A 13992-nucleotide genomic window follows, 5' to 3' on the forward strand; every position below is an offset into this window, starting at 1 on the left:
TTTTTCCGCCAAGACAGCGCTAACTTGAAAAGAATTGCGTAACATTAATAGGCAATATCTGAACATCTCCGATTGGAGGTGGACTATATGTATTACTCAGTAGTGAACGTCCCATCCCTTGGTAGGAGTATGAATATGACTTGGTCCAAACCTGCTTACACTGATCTGCGTATCGGTTTTGAAGTCACCATGTACTTCGCCAGCCGCTGATTGGCTGGGTAAGACAACGCCTCGGCTCGCCCGGGGCGTTTTTGTTTTGAGTTTTGCTTGATGGAGCGACCATGTTTGTCCAGATTCTAGGTTCCGCCGCCGGCGGTGGCTTCCCGCAGTGGAACTGCAACTGCGTGAACTGCGCAGGCTTTCGCGATGGCAGCCTGCGGGCCCAGGCGCGTACTCAGTCGTCCATCGCGATCTCTGACGATGGCGTTAACTGGGTGCTGTGTAATGCTTCGCCGGATATCCGCGCGCAACTGCAAGGCTTTGCACCGATGCAACCCGGCCGCGCCCTACGCGATACCGGCATCAGCGCGATCATCTTGATGGACAGCCAGATCGACCACACCACCGGCCTGTTGAGCCTGCGCGAAGGCTGCCCGCACCAGGTGTGGTGCACCGACATGGTCCATGAAGACCTGAGCACCGGCTTCCCGCTGTTCACCATGCTCACGCACTGGAACGGCGGCCTGGCCTGGAACCGCATCGAACTGGACGCCAGCTTCACCATCCCGGCGTGCCCTAACCTGCGTTTCACCCCGCTGCCACTGCGCAGCGCCGCACCACCCTACTCGCCGCACCGCTTCGACCCGCACCCCGGCGATAACATCGGCCTGATCGTTGAAGACCTGCGCACCGGCGGCAAACTGTTCTACGCCCCGGGCCTGGGCAAGGTCGACGCGCCATTGCTGGAGATCATGGCGGGCAGCGATTGCCTGCTGGTGGACGGCACGATGTGGGATGACGATGAAATGCAGCGCCGTGGCGTTGGCACCCGCACCGGTCGCGAGATGGGCCACCTGGCGCAAAACGGCCCCGGCGGCATGCTGGAAGTGCTGGAGCAGTTGCCCAAGCAACGCAAAGTGCTGATTCACATCAACAACACTAACCCGATCCTCGATGAGGACTCCCCCGAAAGGGCCGAGCTGGTACGGCGTAATGTTGAAGTGGCTTACGACGGCATGAGCCTCGAATTGTAGGAGCAACCGAAATGACTGACACACCACTGACGCCCGCCGAGTTCGAGCACGCCTTACGGGCCAAGGGCGCCTTCTACCATATCCATCACCCGTACCACGTGGCGATGTATGAAGGCCGCGCCTCCCGCGAGCAGATCCAGGGCTGGGTCGCCAACCGTTTTTACTATCAGGTGAACATCCCCTTGAAGGATGCCGCCATCCTGGCCAACTGCCCGGACCGCGAAATCCGCCGCGAGTGGATCCAGCGCCTGCTCGACCACGACGGCGCCCCCGGTGAAGATGGCGGCATCGAAGCCTGGCTGCGTTTGGGTCAGGCGGTCGGCCTCGACCCGGACCAGCTGCGCTCACAGGAGCTGGTACTGCCCGGCGTGCGGTTTGCCGTGGACGCTTACGTTAACTTCGCCCGCCGCGCCAGCTGGCAAGAAGCCGCCAGCAGCTCACTGACCGAACTGTTCGCGCCGCAGATCCACCAGTCGCGCCTCGACAGCTGGCCGCAGCACTACCCGTGGATCGACCCTGCCGGTTATGAGTATTTCCGCACCCGCCTGGGCCAGGCCCGGCGCGACGTAGAACACGGTTTGGCGATCACGCTGCAGCACTACACCACCCGCGAAGGCCAGGAGCGCATGCTGGAAATTCTCCAGTTCAAATTGGACATTCTGTGGAGCATGCTGGATGCCATGAGCATGGCCTATGAACTGAACCGCCCGCCCTATCACAGCGTGACCGAGCAGCGGGTCTGGCATAAAGGGATCACCCTATGAGCTTTGATCGCAGCAAAACACCGACCTGGCGCCAGGGCTATCGCTACCAGTACGAGCCAGCGCAAAAAGGCCACGTGTTGCTCTACCCCGAAGGCATGATCAAGCTCAACGATAGCGCCGCGTTGATCGGTGGTTTGATCGACGGCGAGCGCGACGTAGCGGCGATCATCGCCGAGCTGGATAAACAATTCCCTGGCGTGCCTGAGCTTGGTAAAGACATCGAGGATTTCATGGAGGTCGCCCGTGCTGAGCACTGGATCACCCTTGCCTGAAAAGCCACCGATTGGCCTGCCGCTGTGGCTGCTCGCAGAGCTGACCTACCGCTGCCCGCTGCAGTGCCCGTATTGCTCCAATCCACTGGATTTTGCCGAGCAAGGCAAGGAGCTGAGCACTGAGCAATGGATCAAGGTATTTCGCGAAGCCCGGGAGATGGGCGCTGCGCAATTGGGCTTCTCCGGCGGTGAACCGCTGGTGCGCCAGGACCTTGCCGAGCTGATCGCCGAAGCGCGTAAGCTGGGCTTCTACACCAACCTGATTACCTCCGGCATTGGCCTCACTGAGCAGAAGATCAGTGACTTCAAGAAAGCCGGCCTGGACCATATCCAGATCAGCTTCCAGGCCAGCGATGAGCAGGTGAACAACTTGCTGGCAGGCTCGAAAAAAGCCTTCGCGCAAAAACTCGAAATGGCCCGCGCAGTGAAAGCGCATGGCTATCCGATGGTGCTGAACTTCGTCACCCATCGGCACAATATCGATAAAATCGACCGCATCATCGAGCTGTGCATCGCACTGGAAGCAGACTTCGTCGAGCTCGCCACCTGCCAGTTCTATGGCTGGGCGCAGCTCAATCGTGTGGGGTTGCTGCCGACTAAAGAACAGCTGGTGCGCGCCGAACGTATCACCAACGAGTACCGCGCCAAGCTGGAGGCCGAAGGCCACCCGTGCAAGCTGATTTTCGTCACACCGGATTATTACGAGGAACGCCCGAAAGCCTGCATGAATGGCTGGGGCAGCATTTTTCTGACGGTAACGCCGGACGGCACTGCCCTGCCCTGCCACGGTGCCCGACAGATGCCGGTGCAATTTCCCAATGTGCGTGACCACAGCATGCAGCACATCTGGTACGACTCGTTTGGCTTCAACCGCTTTCGCGGCTACGACTGGATGCCCGAGCCTTGCCGTTCATGCGATGAAAAAGAAAAGGACTTTGGCGGCTGCCGTTGCCAGGCGTTCATGCTCACGGGCGACGCGAGCAATGCCGACCCGGTGTGCAGCAAGTCCGAGCAGCACGGCATCATCCTGCAAGCGCGGGAAGAGGCCGAACATGCCACCCAGACCATTGAGCAACTGGCCTTTCGCAATGAGCGCAACTCACGGCTCATCGCAAAAGGCTGACGGCTTTAGCGTTTGGCGATGATGTACACGGCGTGAATGATGCCCGGGAAATAACCGCACAGGGTCAGCAGGATGTTCAGCCAGAACGCGCCGGCGAAACCCACTTGCAGGAACACACCCAGTGGCGGCAGCAGAATGGCGATGATGATACGAATGATGTCCATGGGTCAGCTCCAAAAAGTCGGCTCGTGTGAGCCGTGTAGCTAATCGACCTTGGCCGTTCGTGAGGGTTCAGTGGAATCTGGCACTGGGCCATCCTGAAGTGAGCAGGCAAAAAAACGCCCCCAGCCAAAAGAATCAGGCTGGAGGCGCCGCGTATGCCGCGAGACGGTTCTGGAATAGGGGGTTAAACGGCGATGCCCTTGCGGCATTGCAGTTGCGCGGTGCGCACGCGCGCGAAGGCGCGGGCCAGGCGTACGAGCATTTCGTCGATGTTGCTTTTGCTGACCGTGAGGGCCGGAGTAAAGCGCAGGCAGTCAGGTTGCGGGGCATTAAGGATCAGGCCTTCGTGCAAAGCGGCTTTTACCACGGCATCAGCGCAATCATCCGATAACGTCAGGCCCCACATCAGGCCATGGCCGCGTAATTGGCCGTGGTCGTATCGATAGGCCAACCGGGCGAGGCCTTCGCCGAGGTAAAGGCCGGACTCTCGGACGTGTTGGAGAAAGCCGTTCGCCAATACCGTATCGAGTACCGCCACCCCGGCCGCGGCCATCAACGCATTGCCGTGATGGGTGCCTGCCAACTCGCCCGCTTCGAAGCAACACGCCTTGCCACGCGCCAGCAGTGCTGCCAACGGCACGCCGCCGCCCAGGCCTTTGCCCAGGGTCACGATGTCGGCGCGCACGCCGTACTGTTGTTCGGCAAGCAAGGTGCCGCAACGCCCAATACCGGTTTGCACCTCGTCGAGGATCAGCAGGATTCCCAACTCGCGGCACAGGCGTTCAACACCCTTGAGGTAGTGTTCGGTGGCAGGGATTACACCGGCTTCGCTCTGGATCGGCTCCAGCATGATGGCGACAGTCTGCGCATCCACCGCCGCATGCAGGGCGGGCAAGTCGTTAAAGGGCACATGGCTGAAGCCCGGCAACAGCGGTTCAAAACGGCTTGCGCCAGCGCCGGCCGAGGCCGCCATCGCCGCAAAACTGCGGCCATGGCAACCCGTGCTGGCGCTGATGATGCGATAAGCGCCGCCGCGATGCAGTTGCCCCCATTTGCGCGCCAGCTTGATCGCGGCTTCGCAGGCTTCCGCACCACTGTTGAGCAGGTAACCCTGATCGCTGCCGGTGTGCTGGCACAGCCGGTCGACGAGGTTCAATTGGGCGCGGTTGTGCAGGCCGCTACCTGGGTTGATCAGCGCTTGAGACTGATCGGCCAGGGCGTTGATCAATACCTGTGGGCTGTGGCCGAGGCTGTTGGCGGCGCTGCCCTGGCTGAAATCCAGATAGGCTCGGTCTTCGCTGTCCCAGAGCCAGGAGCCCTGGCCGCGCACGAAGACCTGCGCAGGCCTGGCCACCGTCGGCATCAGGGATTCACTGGGCAATTCATGCGGCGCGTCCAGGATCAAATCGTCCAGGCTCGGCGCAGGGCGACGAAACAGATTCACAGCTCACCCTCCATGGCAACCCGACCTTGGTCGGCGTCCCGTGCAGACACTGCCTGAAGGTTTTTTGCCTTGCCTATGTAAACGCTATCAAGATAAACGTTATTCATTGCCCGATCCGGCCCTGTAAGCCCTGCGAATAGGCGCTAGACTAGGCGTCTCAGGGGCCAGCGGCCATTTCGATTTTCCAGCTTTTTCGATAAGTAAGTCTTATGGATTTCAAGCAACTGCGTTATTTCGTCGCGGTGTATGAGGAAGGCCACGTGGGCCGTGCCGCGGAGCGACTTTCGATCTCTCAGCCGGCGCTGTCGCAACAGATTCGCCAACTGGAGCAGAACCTGGATGTGAGCCTGTTCGAGCGCAGCAGCAAGCGCCTGTTACCCACGCTGGCTGCGCATACGTTGTACAACCACGCGTTGCCTTTGATTGATGGCATGCAGCAGGCCGTCGAAGCCCTGCGCAACTTCAAGGGCCAGGCGATGCGCACCTTGGCCATTGGCGTACTGCAAACCGTGCACACCAGCCTGGTCCCGCAAATGCTGGAGCGCGTGCGCAAGGCCCAGCCGCATTTGGTGGTACAGATTTACGAATTGACCGGGCTGGAGATCGAACGCCGGTTGCTTAACGGCTCGCTGGACATCGGCATCAGCTACTTGCCGCCGCGCCAGCCAGGGCTGCATGGCGTGCTGTTGTATGAAGATGAGTTGAAGGTGGTCATCCCCGAAGACCATCCTCTGCGGGCATTCAAAAAAGTCTCGCTGAAACAGGCGGCCGAGTTGCCGATGTTGCTGCTGGGGGAAGAGTTTCAGGTGCGACAGATCTGGCAAGGCCAGCTGTCCAACCTCGGGCGGCGACCGCAGGTGCAAGCGGAATTGAATACCATGGTGGGGATTCTCGACAGCCTGCCCCATACCAAACTTGCCACCGTATTGCCGGGGCGCTCCCAGGATGAACACAACAGCAAAGCACTGCTGTGGAAACCCTTGAGTGAACCGAGGGTGCCGCTCAAAGTGGGGTTGGTGTGCCGCGACGTACAGCGCCAGCAAGCGACCGTGGCGTTGTTGCGCACGTTGCTGGAGGACGTGATGAATGCCCCTCAGGCGTCGGCCTGACTTTTTCGCGGGCAAAAGAAAACCCCGCCGAAGCGGGGCTTTGCAGACTGTTTCCCTGACATCCATTTCACTCCGCCGTCCTGGCAGAATCCTACGTGTCCGTGTTGTTGCTTTGCGCTTCCTGCGCGACGTCCATGTGAAGTAGATTATCCGTGGATCCAATTTGGCGATAGAGGACGAATAGCAGCACGTCATGTAAGAGAATGCTTACACGCCCTCCAAGCCCTTAAAACAGTGCTTCATCCAGCAAAAACAGTGATTCACTGCCGGCTTTTACCGATGCACTCAGCGAATGAATACGTGGCAGCAGGCGGGCGAAGTAGAAGCGTGCGGTGCCCAGCTTGCTGGCGTAGAAGTCTTCTTCAGACTCCTTGCCCCACGCCGCCTTGGCCATGCGCGCCCACATGTAGGCGTAAGCCATGTAGCCAAAGGCGTGCAAGTACTCCACCGAAGCCGCGCCGATTTCATTCGGGTTGGCCTTGGCGCGGTCCAGCACCCAGGCAGTCAATTCATCCAGGTTATCCACTGCCGCGCTGAGCGGACGGGTGAATTCGCCCAACTCGGGGCCAGCCGTGGTGATGAACTGACGGATTTCGTCGGCGAACAGGGTATAAAACGCACCGCCACTGCCGACAATCTTGCGGCCCATCAAGTCCAGCGCCTGGATGCCGTTGGTGCCTTCGTAGATCTGGGTGATGCGTACGTCCCGCACCAGTTGCTCCTGGCCCCACTCGCGAATGTAGCCGTGGCCACCAAACACTTGCTGGCCGAGCACGGTCGTTTCCAGGCCCAAGTCGCTGAGGAAGGCCTTGGCGACTGGCGTCAGCAACGCCACCAGGTTGTCGGCGCGCTCGCGGGCGGCGGCATCTTCGCTGAACTTGGCGATGTCCAACTGTGTGGCCACATAGGTGGAGAACGCACGACCGCCTTCGTTCGAAGCCTTCATGGTCAGCAGCATACGGCGCACGTCCGGGTGCACGATGATCGGATCAGCCACTTTATCCTTGGCCTTGGCGCCGGTCGGCGAACGGCTTTGCAGGCGGTCGCGCGCATAGTCAATCGCGTTCTGGTAGGAACGTTCGCCGGACGCCAAGCCCTGGATACCCACCCCCAACCGCTCGTAGTTCATCATGGTGAACATCGCCGCCAACCCACGGTTGGGCTCACCCACCAGGTAACCCACCGCTTCGTCGAAGTTCATTACACAGGTGGCGGACGCCTGAATACCCATTTTGTGTTCGATGGAGCCGCAGGTTACCGGGTTCCGCGCGCCCAGGCTGCCGTCGGCATTGACCATGAACTTCGGCACCAGGAACAGCGAGATGCCCTTGGGGCCCGCCGGCGCATCCGGCAGCTTGGCCAGCACCAGGTGGATAATGTTTTCGGTAAGGTCGTGTTCGCCGCCGGTGATAAAGATCTTGGTGCCGCTGATCTTGTAGGAACCGTCCGTCTGAGGCTCAGCTTTGGTGCGGATCATCCCCAGGTCAGTCCCGGCATGCGCTTCCGTCAGGCACATGGAACCGGCCCACTCACCCGAGTACATCTTCGGCAGGTAGGTCGCCTTGAGCGCTTCGCTGGCGTGAGTGTTGATCGACACGCAGGCGCCGGACGTGAGCATTGGGTACAGGCCAAACGCCAGGCTCGACGAGTTGATCATCTCTTCAACCTGGGCCGAGACGGCTTTGGGCATGCCCATACCGCCAAATACCGGATCACCGCCTACACCCACCCAGCCGCCTTCTGCGTAGGTTTTGTAAGCCGCAGGGAAACCCTCCGGCGTGCTGACCACGGTGTCGGCCCAGCGGCAGCCTTGCTCATCGCCGTTGCGGCTTAGCGGTGCGATGGATTTAGCGGTGACCTTGCCAGCTTCCTCAAGGATCGCCTCAACGGTTTCGGCATCCACGGTGTCTGCCAATGCTGGCAATTGGGCCCAAGTATTAGCGACCTCAAACACTTCGTTGAGGACGAAGCGCATATCACGCAACGGCGCTTTGTAATCAGCCATGGCAAACCTCGTGAGAACATGAAAAGTGATTCGATAGGATCGGTTTTACAGACTCCGAGTGTACCCGAACAACTTTTCAGACACATAGGGTCCACTTGTGACTGATTGGTATTTTTTGGTCACGACAAGCCAAACGCCTCCGCCGGCAGACTCATCAAGCACTCACTGCCCGCCTCCACAGCAGCTCGGTGTGTTGCCGTGCGCGGCAGCAAGCGCTTGAAGTAGAAGTCGCACGTCGCCAGCTTGGCTTTGGCAAACTCGGTGTCGTCGAGTGCCTGGGCGGTGATCGCCATACGCAACCACAGGTAACCGAGGATGATGTAACCGCTGTACATCAAGTAATCCATCGCCGCCGCGCCCACTTCATCCGGATTTTTCATCGCCGCCATCCCCACCTTGACGGTCAACTCACCCCACTGCTGATTCAGTTGATTGAGCTGCTCCACATGGGCCTTGAGCTGCGGATGCTCGGCATTCGCCGCACAGAACTTATGCACGATCTTGGTAAACCCGCGCAACAACTTGCCTTGGCTACCCAGCACCTTGCGCCCCAGCAGGTCGAGGGCCTGGATGCCGTTGGTGCCTTCATAGATCGACGCAATCCGGCAATCGCGCACCAACTGCTCCATGCCCCATTCGCGAATGTAGCCATGGCCGCCGAATACCTGCATGCCGTGGTTGGTCACTTCCAGCCCGGTTTCGGTCATAAAGGCTTTGCAGATCGGCGTGAGGAACGCCAGCAGGTCTTCAGCTTCCTGACGTTGCGTGGCGTCACTGCTCAGGTGCGCGGTGTCGAGAAGTTGCGCGGTGAAATACGTAAGCGCGCGGTTGCCCTCATTGAAGGCTTTCATGGTCAGCAACATGCGGCGCACATCGGCGTGCACGATGATCGGGTCGGCGGCTTTGTCCGGGGCTTTGGCGCCGGTCAGCGAACGCATTTGCAGGCGATCGTTGGCGTACTTGATCGCGCCCTGGAAGCTTGTCTCGCCATTACACAGGCCCTGCATGCCAGTGCCCAGGCGTGCGTGGTTCATCATGGTGAACATGCAGTTGAGGCCTTTGTTCGCCTCGCCGATCAGGAAGCCTTTGGCACCGTCGAAGTTCAGCACACACGTCGCCGAAGCCTTGATGCCCATCTTGTGCTCGATTGAGCCGCAGTGCACCGCGTTGCGCTCCCCCGAATCCGCGTGGAACTTGGGCACGATAAACAAGGAGATGCCCTTGGTGCCTGCCGGCGCATCCGGCAATTTGGCCAGTACCAGGTGGATGATGTTGGCGCTCAGGTCATGCTCACCGGCCGAGATGAAGATCTTGCTGCCGGTGACGGCGTAACTGCCGTCCGCCTGGGGCACGGCGCGGGTCTTGATCAGCCCCAGGTCGGTGCCGCAGTGGGCTTCGGTCAGGCACATGGTGCCGGTCCATTCGCCGGCGGTGAGTTTGTTCAGGAAGGTGGCTTTCTGTACCTCGGTGCCGTGGGCGTGGATCGCCGACATCGCACCGTGCGTGAGCCCCGGGTACATGCCCCAGGAGGTGTTGCTGGAGCCGATCATTTCGCTCAGCACCAGGCCCAACGAATGCGGCAAGCCCTGGCCGCCGTAGGCCGGGTCCGCCGCCACGCCGTGCCAGCCGCCTTCCACGTACTGGGCGAAGGCTTGCTTGAAGCCCTTGGGCGTGGTGACCACGCCATTATCGAAATGGCAGCCCTCTTCATCACCACTGCGATTGAGCGGGGCGAGCACGTTCTCGCAGAACTTGGCGCCTTCCTCGAGGATCGCACTGACCATGTCCGGGCTGGCGTCGGTAGCGCCCAAGGCAGCGTAATGGCCGTGGAAATCAAACACGTTGTCGATCAGAAAGCGCATGTCGCGCAGGGGAGCTTTGTACTCAGGCATGGCGATGTCTCCGGCAGCAGATGGTTTCAACCTACTGCCGGCCACGACCGCAAACAATCACTGTAGAACCGCTGAATACACCACCATCACTCAACCGGCAGCGTTTTCCATGCGCACCGCGCCACGACGGGTTTGCCCGGCCGCGACCACACAGTTGCGCCCGGCGCCCTTGGCGGCGTACAGCGCCTGGTCGGCGGACTTGAGCACTTCCTCAGGGCTGCGCTGTTCAGCCTGGCGTTCGGCCACACCGATGCTGACCGTCACCGACACACTCGACGCACCGCTGCCTGCACGGCGCTGGCGGCCCTGCAGGTCGTCATGGGGACGGTCCGGGTTGCGCAGCTTGATGTCGTAGTTGGCGATGATCTCGCGGATCTCCTCCAGGTGCGGCATGCATTCATCCAGGGTCTTGCCTGCAAAGACCACGGCAAACTCTTCACCGCCATACCGATAGGCCCGCCCGCCACCATTGACCTTGGACAGCTTGCTGGCCACCAGGCGCAAGACCTGGTCGCCGACGTCATGACCGTGAGTGTCGTTGAACCGTTTGAAGTGATCGACGTCACTCATCGCCAACACATAATTGCGCCCCAGCCGCTGCATACGCTCGTTGAGCGCCCGGCGGCCCGGCAAGCCGGTGAGCTCATCACGAAAGGCCATTTGATAGGCCTCATGCGCCACACCGGCCGCGATCATCAGCATCACCTGGCTGCACATGATGTTCAGGGTAAACGGCAGGATGAAGGTTTGCGGCAACATCCAGAACAACCCCAGCAAACCGACCAACTGCGCGGCGTGCAAAGGCCGCGGCTGGTACCAGTACTGCGCCGCCAGGGTGACAAAACCAATCAGGAACATGGGGTACGACAATTGGATCAGGCTCATCCAACTGCCGTGCAGCGCCGGCCAGCGAATCTCCGCCAGCCAGTTCAGCAGGGGCTGGGGGAAACTTTGCTCAAGCGCCAGTGCCACGCTGCCGATGGCAAGCAGCACAGCGCAGCGGGCAACGAAGTCGCGGAACAGGTGGGTTTTCTCCTGCCACACCGCGTAGATGCTGAACAGCAGCGGCAGCAACAGGCAACACAGATGAAAGACCACCGCCGCGTCTTCGCGGACACGGCCGTTGTCGCGGTAGTAATCGGTCTGGGCGTCCAACAGGAAGTAAACGACATACACCGTGATCATCAGGAACAGCTCACGCTGGCGCCGATACACCGCGCAGTACGAACCGCCGAGCAACAGCACAAGGGTAGGCAACACGTTGAACAGCGAGGTGAAGAAGACGTTGAGATCTTTGACGTACGCAGCCGAGAGCCCGGCCAGTAACAGCAGTAATGAAGGAAGGAAATGACTGAAACGTACAGCGGACACGCGCAACAAGGGTAAAGCTCCGACCCGCTCAAAAAAAGATGGCACAGTGCCTTCACTGCACACAGTTAAGCACATTCACTGTGACCTGCATCACATTGCCATCACTGTAACGGCAGCCAACTGCAATCCCTGAGTGCGGCGCTGTGTTTTTTATCAGCCAATAAAAAACCGCCGCTCCCAAGGGAGCGGCGGCTTTCAAAAGATCCGGAAAGGCTTAGTAAGCCAGGCCGAAGTCTTCTTCTTTCATGTCCATCAGGTTGCTGGCGCCCGACAGCATGGTTGCAACGTGGGTGCGGGTACGCGGCAGAATGCGCTGGAAGTAGAAGCGCGCCGTCTGCAGCTTGGCGGTGTAGAACGCCTCTTCAGTGGTGCCGGCAGCCAGTTTCTCGGCAGCCAGGCGCGCCATGTCGGCCCAGAAGTAAGCCAGGCACGCGTAGCCGGAGTACATCAGGTAATCCACCGAAGCGGCGCCGACTTCTTCACGGTCTTTCATCGCGGCCATGCCGACCTTCATGGTCAACTCGCCCCACTCCTTGTTCAGTGCAGCCAGCGGTGTAACGAACTCTTTGACGGCTTCAACGCCTTCGTTGGCCTGGCAGAACTTGTGCACGATCTTGGTGAAGCCCTTGAGCGCTTCGCCTTGAGTCATCAGCACTTTACGGCCGAGCAGGTCCAGCGCCTGAATGCCGGTGGTGCCTTCGTACAGCATCGAAATGCGGCTGTCGCGAACGTTCTGCTCCATGCCCCACTCGGCGATAAAGCCGTGGCCGCCGTAGATCTGAACGCCGTGGTTGGCGGATTCAAAACCGACTTCGGTCATGAATGCCTTGGCGATCGGCGTCATGAATGCCAGCAGGCCGTCGGCCTGTTTCTTGGCTTCGTCGTCGGTGCCGTACTTGACGATGTCCACTTGCTTGGCGGTGAAGTACACCATCGCACGGTTGCCTTCGGCGAAGGCTTTCATGGTCAGCAGCATACGGCGCACGTCAGGGTGCACGATGATCGGGTCAGCCGCTTTGTCCGGCGCTTTCGGGCCAGTCAGGGAGCGCATTTGCAGACGATCGCGAGCGTATTTCAGGCCGCCCTGGAAGCCGATTTCAGCGTGGGCCAGGCCTTGCAGTGCAGTGCCCAGGCGAGCGGTGTTCATAAAGGTGAACATGCAGTTCAGGCCTTTGTTCGCCGGGCCGATCAGGAAACCGGTGGCCGCGTCAAAGTTCATCACGCACGTGGCGTTACCGTGGATGCCCATTTTGTGCTCCAGGGAGCCACAGGTCACCGCGTTGCGCGCACCGATCGAGCCATCTGCGTTCGGCAGGAATTTAGGCACGATAAACAGCGAGATGCCTTTGGTGCCGGCCGGTGCGTCCGGCAGGCGAGCCAGCACGATGTGGACGATGTTGTCTGCCATGTCGTGCTCACCGGCCGAGATGAAGATCTTGGTGCCGGAGACTTTGTAGGAACCGTCCGCCTGAGGCTCGGCCTTGGTGCGCAGCATGCCCAGGTCGGTACCGCAGTGGGGCTCGGTCAGGCACATGGTGCCGGTCCACTCACCCGAGACCAGTTTGGTCAGGTAAGCGTCCTGCTGTTCCAGGGTGCCGTGCTCGGAGATAGTGTTCATTGCACCGTGGGACAGGCCTGGGTACATGCCCCACGACCAGTTGGCTTCACCGACCATTTCGCTGACGGCCAGGCCCAGGGATTCCGGCAAGCCTTGGCCGCCGTGCTCCACGTCGTGGGCCAGGCTTGGCCAGCCGCCTTCGACGAATTGTTTGTAGGCTTCTTTGAAACCAGCAGGGGTCTTAACGCCTGACTCGCTCCAGGTGCACCCTTCGATGTCACCCACGCGGTTCAACGGTGCCAGCACTTGCTCACAAAACTTGGCGCCTTCCTCGAGAATGGCGTCAACCATGTCCGGGGTAGCGTCCTGGCAAGCCGGCAGGCTCTGATAGTGCGCTTCATAGCCGAGCAGTTCGTCACGAACGAAGCGAATATCACGCAAGGGGGCCTTGTAGTCAGGCATAGCGATAAACCTCTGCTGATGTATCTGGGATGAACAACCGCGTGGATTTGTTATGGCGGTCAAACAGGTGTTTGAAACATACGTTTACGACCTGGGGTTGTCAAGCATCGTCCAGGCGCCATTTGTCATGACCCGGATCAACGGCGCGCACAGCAAGGCCTGCGGCGGTACGCCACATCAAAAAGGACTGTAGAAATTCCAGAGAGCTAAACAGGACAACGGTGGGAGCTGGCTTGCCTGCGATACAGGCGCCGCGCTGTATCAGGCAAACCGAGTAACTGCCATTGCAGGCAAGCCGGCTCCCACAGAAAGCGAGAGCCCGCGTATGAGGGCGTTAAGCGTAGGTGTCGATCAAGGTGCCGAGCATTTCATTCGAAGCCTTGGCAACTTTGGCGCCCAGCTCCACTTGAAACTTGCCCTGGGCCATTTCGACCATATTGCTCGCCGAGTTGGACGGCTGGGCGCGATCGTTGGCTTGCAAACGGTCGCTTTGGGCGTCGGAGGGCTGGGTCGTCGCGGCGCTGGCAATGTTGCCGGCGGCCTGGTCGACGCGGTTCTGCCCGGCCTGAATAGTGCTCAGCCCCGAATAAAACGCGCTGCTTCCAGAGATTTCCATGGCGTAAGCCTGCCTTTAGAG

14 protein-coding genes are annotated in these 13992 nt (G+C 60.1%); 7 read left to right on the forward strand and 7 right to left on the reverse strand.

The genetic code is table 11. The features are described from left to right. Nucleotides 1-135: 135 nt before the first annotated feature. The 5 genes from pqqA to pqqE all read left to right on the forward strand — a co-directional run bounded on the left by pqqA (nt 136) and on the right by pqqE (nt 3352). Nucleotides 136-210, forward strand: a complete 75-nt coding sequence (pqqA, locus tag A7J50_RS26675) for a pyrroloquinoline quinone precursor peptide PqqA (RefSeq protein ID WP_003194766.1) — start codon at nt 136-138, stop codon at nt 208-210. A gap of 71 nt (nt 211-281) precedes the next feature. Continuing rightward, nucleotides 282-1193 (forward strand): pyrroloquinoline quinone biosynthesis protein PqqB, encoded by a 912-nt coding sequence (pqqB, locus tag A7J50_RS26680; RefSeq protein WP_064454408.1) that lies wholly within the window; start codon nt 282-284, stop codon nt 1191-1193. A gap of 11 nt (nt 1194-1204) precedes the next feature. Then, nucleotides 1205-1957, forward strand: coding sequence for a pyrroloquinoline-quinone synthase PqqC (gene pqqC / locus A7J50_RS26685; RefSeq protein ID WP_064454409.1), 753 nt, complete (start codon nt 1205-1207; stop codon nt 1955-1957). Beyond that, nucleotides 1954-2229, forward strand: coding sequence for a pyrroloquinoline quinone biosynthesis peptide chaperone PqqD (gene pqqD / locus A7J50_RS26690; protein ID WP_038843051.1), 276 nt, complete (start codon nt 1954-1956; stop codon nt 2227-2229). The genes pqqC and pqqD overlap by 4 nt, the downstream gene beginning before the upstream one ends. Further along, nucleotides 2222-3352, forward strand: coding sequence for a pyrroloquinoline quinone biosynthesis protein PqqE (gene pqqE / locus A7J50_RS26695; RefSeq protein WP_064454410.1), 1131 nt, complete (start codon nt 2222-2224; stop codon nt 3350-3352). Before pqqD ends, pqqE begins: the two co-directional genes overlap by 8 nt. Nucleotides 3353-3357: 5 nt before the next feature. On the opposite strand, the gene A7J50_RS30240 is transcribed toward pqqE, so the two are convergent. Next, nucleotides 3358-3516, reverse strand: a complete 159-nt coding sequence (locus tag A7J50_RS30240; RefSeq protein ID WP_010207008.1) for a YqaE/Pmp3 family membrane protein — start codon at nt 3514-3516, stop codon at nt 3358-3360. A gap of 182 nt (nt 3517-3698) precedes the next feature. After that, on the reverse strand, nt 3699-4958 hold the full coding sequence (locus A7J50_RS26700) for an aspartate aminotransferase family protein (RefSeq protein ID WP_064454411.1): 1260 nt from the start codon (nt 4956-4958) through the stop codon (nt 3699-3701). 209 nt (nt 4959-5167) lie between these two features. On the opposite strand from A7J50_RS26700, the gene A7J50_RS26705 reads away from it, so the two are divergent. After that, nucleotides 5168-6067 (forward strand): LysR family transcriptional regulator, encoded by a 900-nt coding sequence (locus A7J50_RS26705; RefSeq protein WP_064454412.1) that lies wholly within the window; start codon nt 5168-5170, stop codon nt 6065-6067. Between the two features lie 226 nt (nt 6068-6293). Here the strand turns inward: A7J50_RS26705 and A7J50_RS26710 are convergent, their stop codons facing one another. The 4 genes from A7J50_RS26710 to A7J50_RS26725 form a co-directional block, all read right to left on the reverse strand. Then, complete coding sequence (locus A7J50_RS26710) at nt 6294-8072, reverse strand: acyl-CoA dehydrogenase C-terminal domain-containing protein (RefSeq protein ID WP_064454413.1); 1779 nt, start codon at nt 8070-8072, stop codon at nt 6294-6296. Between the two features lie 119 nt (nt 8073-8191). Further along, nucleotides 8192-9964, reverse strand: coding sequence for an acyl-CoA dehydrogenase C-terminal domain-containing protein (locus A7J50_RS26715; protein ID WP_064454414.1), 1773 nt, complete (start codon nt 9962-9964; stop codon nt 8192-8194). A 90-nt stretch (nt 9965-10054) separates the two neighbouring features. Then, nucleotides 10055-11344, reverse strand: a complete 1290-nt coding sequence (locus tag A7J50_RS26720; RefSeq protein WP_064454415.1) for a sensor domain-containing diguanylate cyclase — start codon at nt 11342-11344, stop codon at nt 10055-10057. A gap of 205 nt (nt 11345-11549) precedes the next feature. Continuing rightward, the gene (locus A7J50_RS26725) at nt 11550-13355 is read right to left on the reverse strand and encodes a phenylacyl-CoA dehydrogenase (RefSeq protein ID WP_064454416.1); all 1806 of its coding nucleotides are present in this window, start codon (nt 13353-13355) and stop codon (nt 11550-11552) included. A 52-nt stretch (nt 13356-13407) separates the two neighbouring features. On the opposite strand from A7J50_RS26725, the gene A7J50_RS31490 reads away from it, so the two are divergent. Continuing rightward, nucleotides 13408-13548: a hypothetical protein gene (locus A7J50_RS31490; RefSeq protein WP_156526311.1), complete on the forward strand. Its 141-nt coding sequence runs from the start codon at nt 13408-13410 to the stop codon at nt 13546-13548. 141 nt (nt 13549-13689) lie between these two features. Here the strand turns inward: A7J50_RS31490 and A7J50_RS26730 are convergent, their stop codons facing one another. Next, nucleotides 13690-13971, reverse strand: coding sequence for a hypothetical protein (locus A7J50_RS26730; RefSeq protein WP_053258342.1), 282 nt, complete (start codon nt 13969-13971; stop codon nt 13690-13692). Between the last annotated feature and the right edge of the window lie 21 nt (nt 13972-13992).

Source organism: Pseudomonas antarctica (assembly GCF_001647715.1).
Lineage (GTDB): Bacteria > Pseudomonadota > Gammaproteobacteria > Pseudomonadales > Pseudomonadaceae > Aquipseudomonas > Aquipseudomonas antarctica_A.

What these genes read in the sequence shown, in the direction of transcription:
- pqqB (WP_064454408.1), top strand. Translation starts at nt 282, where the DNA reads ATGTTTGTCCAGATTCTAGGTTCCGCCGCCGGCGGTGGCTTCCCGCAG.
- pqqC (WP_064454409.1), top strand. Translation starts at nt 1,205, where the DNA reads ATGACTGACACACCACTGACGCCCGCCGAGTTCGAGCACGCCTTACGG.
- pqqD (WP_038843051.1), top strand. Translation starts at nt 1,954, where the DNA reads ATGAGCTTTGATCGCAGCAAAACACCGACCTGGCGCCAGGGCTATCGC.
- A7J50_RS30240 (WP_010207008.1), bottom strand. Translation starts at nt 3,516, where the DNA reads ATGGACATCATTCGTATCATCATCGCCATTCTGCTGCCGCCACTGGGT.
- A7J50_RS26705 (WP_064454412.1), top strand. Translation starts at nt 5,168, where the DNA reads ATGGATTTCAAGCAACTGCGTTATTTCGTCGCGGTGTATGAGGAAGGC.
- A7J50_RS26710 (WP_064454413.1), bottom strand. Translation starts at nt 8,072, where the DNA reads ATGGCTGATTACAAAGCGCCGTTGCGTGATATGCGCTTCGTCCTCAAC.
- A7J50_RS26715 (WP_064454414.1), bottom strand. Translation starts at nt 9,964, where the DNA reads ATGCCTGAGTACAAAGCTCCCCTGCGCGACATGCGCTTTCTGATCGAC.
- A7J50_RS26725 (WP_064454416.1), bottom strand. Translation starts at nt 13,355, where the DNA reads ATGCCTGACTACAAGGCCCCCTTGCGTGATATTCGCTTCGTTCGTGAC.
- A7J50_RS31490 (WP_156526311.1), top strand. Translation starts at nt 13,408, where the DNA reads ATGGCGGTCAAACAGGTGTTTGAAACATACGTTTACGACCTGGGGTTG.
- A7J50_RS26730 (WP_053258342.1), bottom strand. Translation starts at nt 13,971, where the DNA reads ATGGAAATCTCTGGAAGCAGCGCGTTTTATTCGGGGCTGAGCACTATT.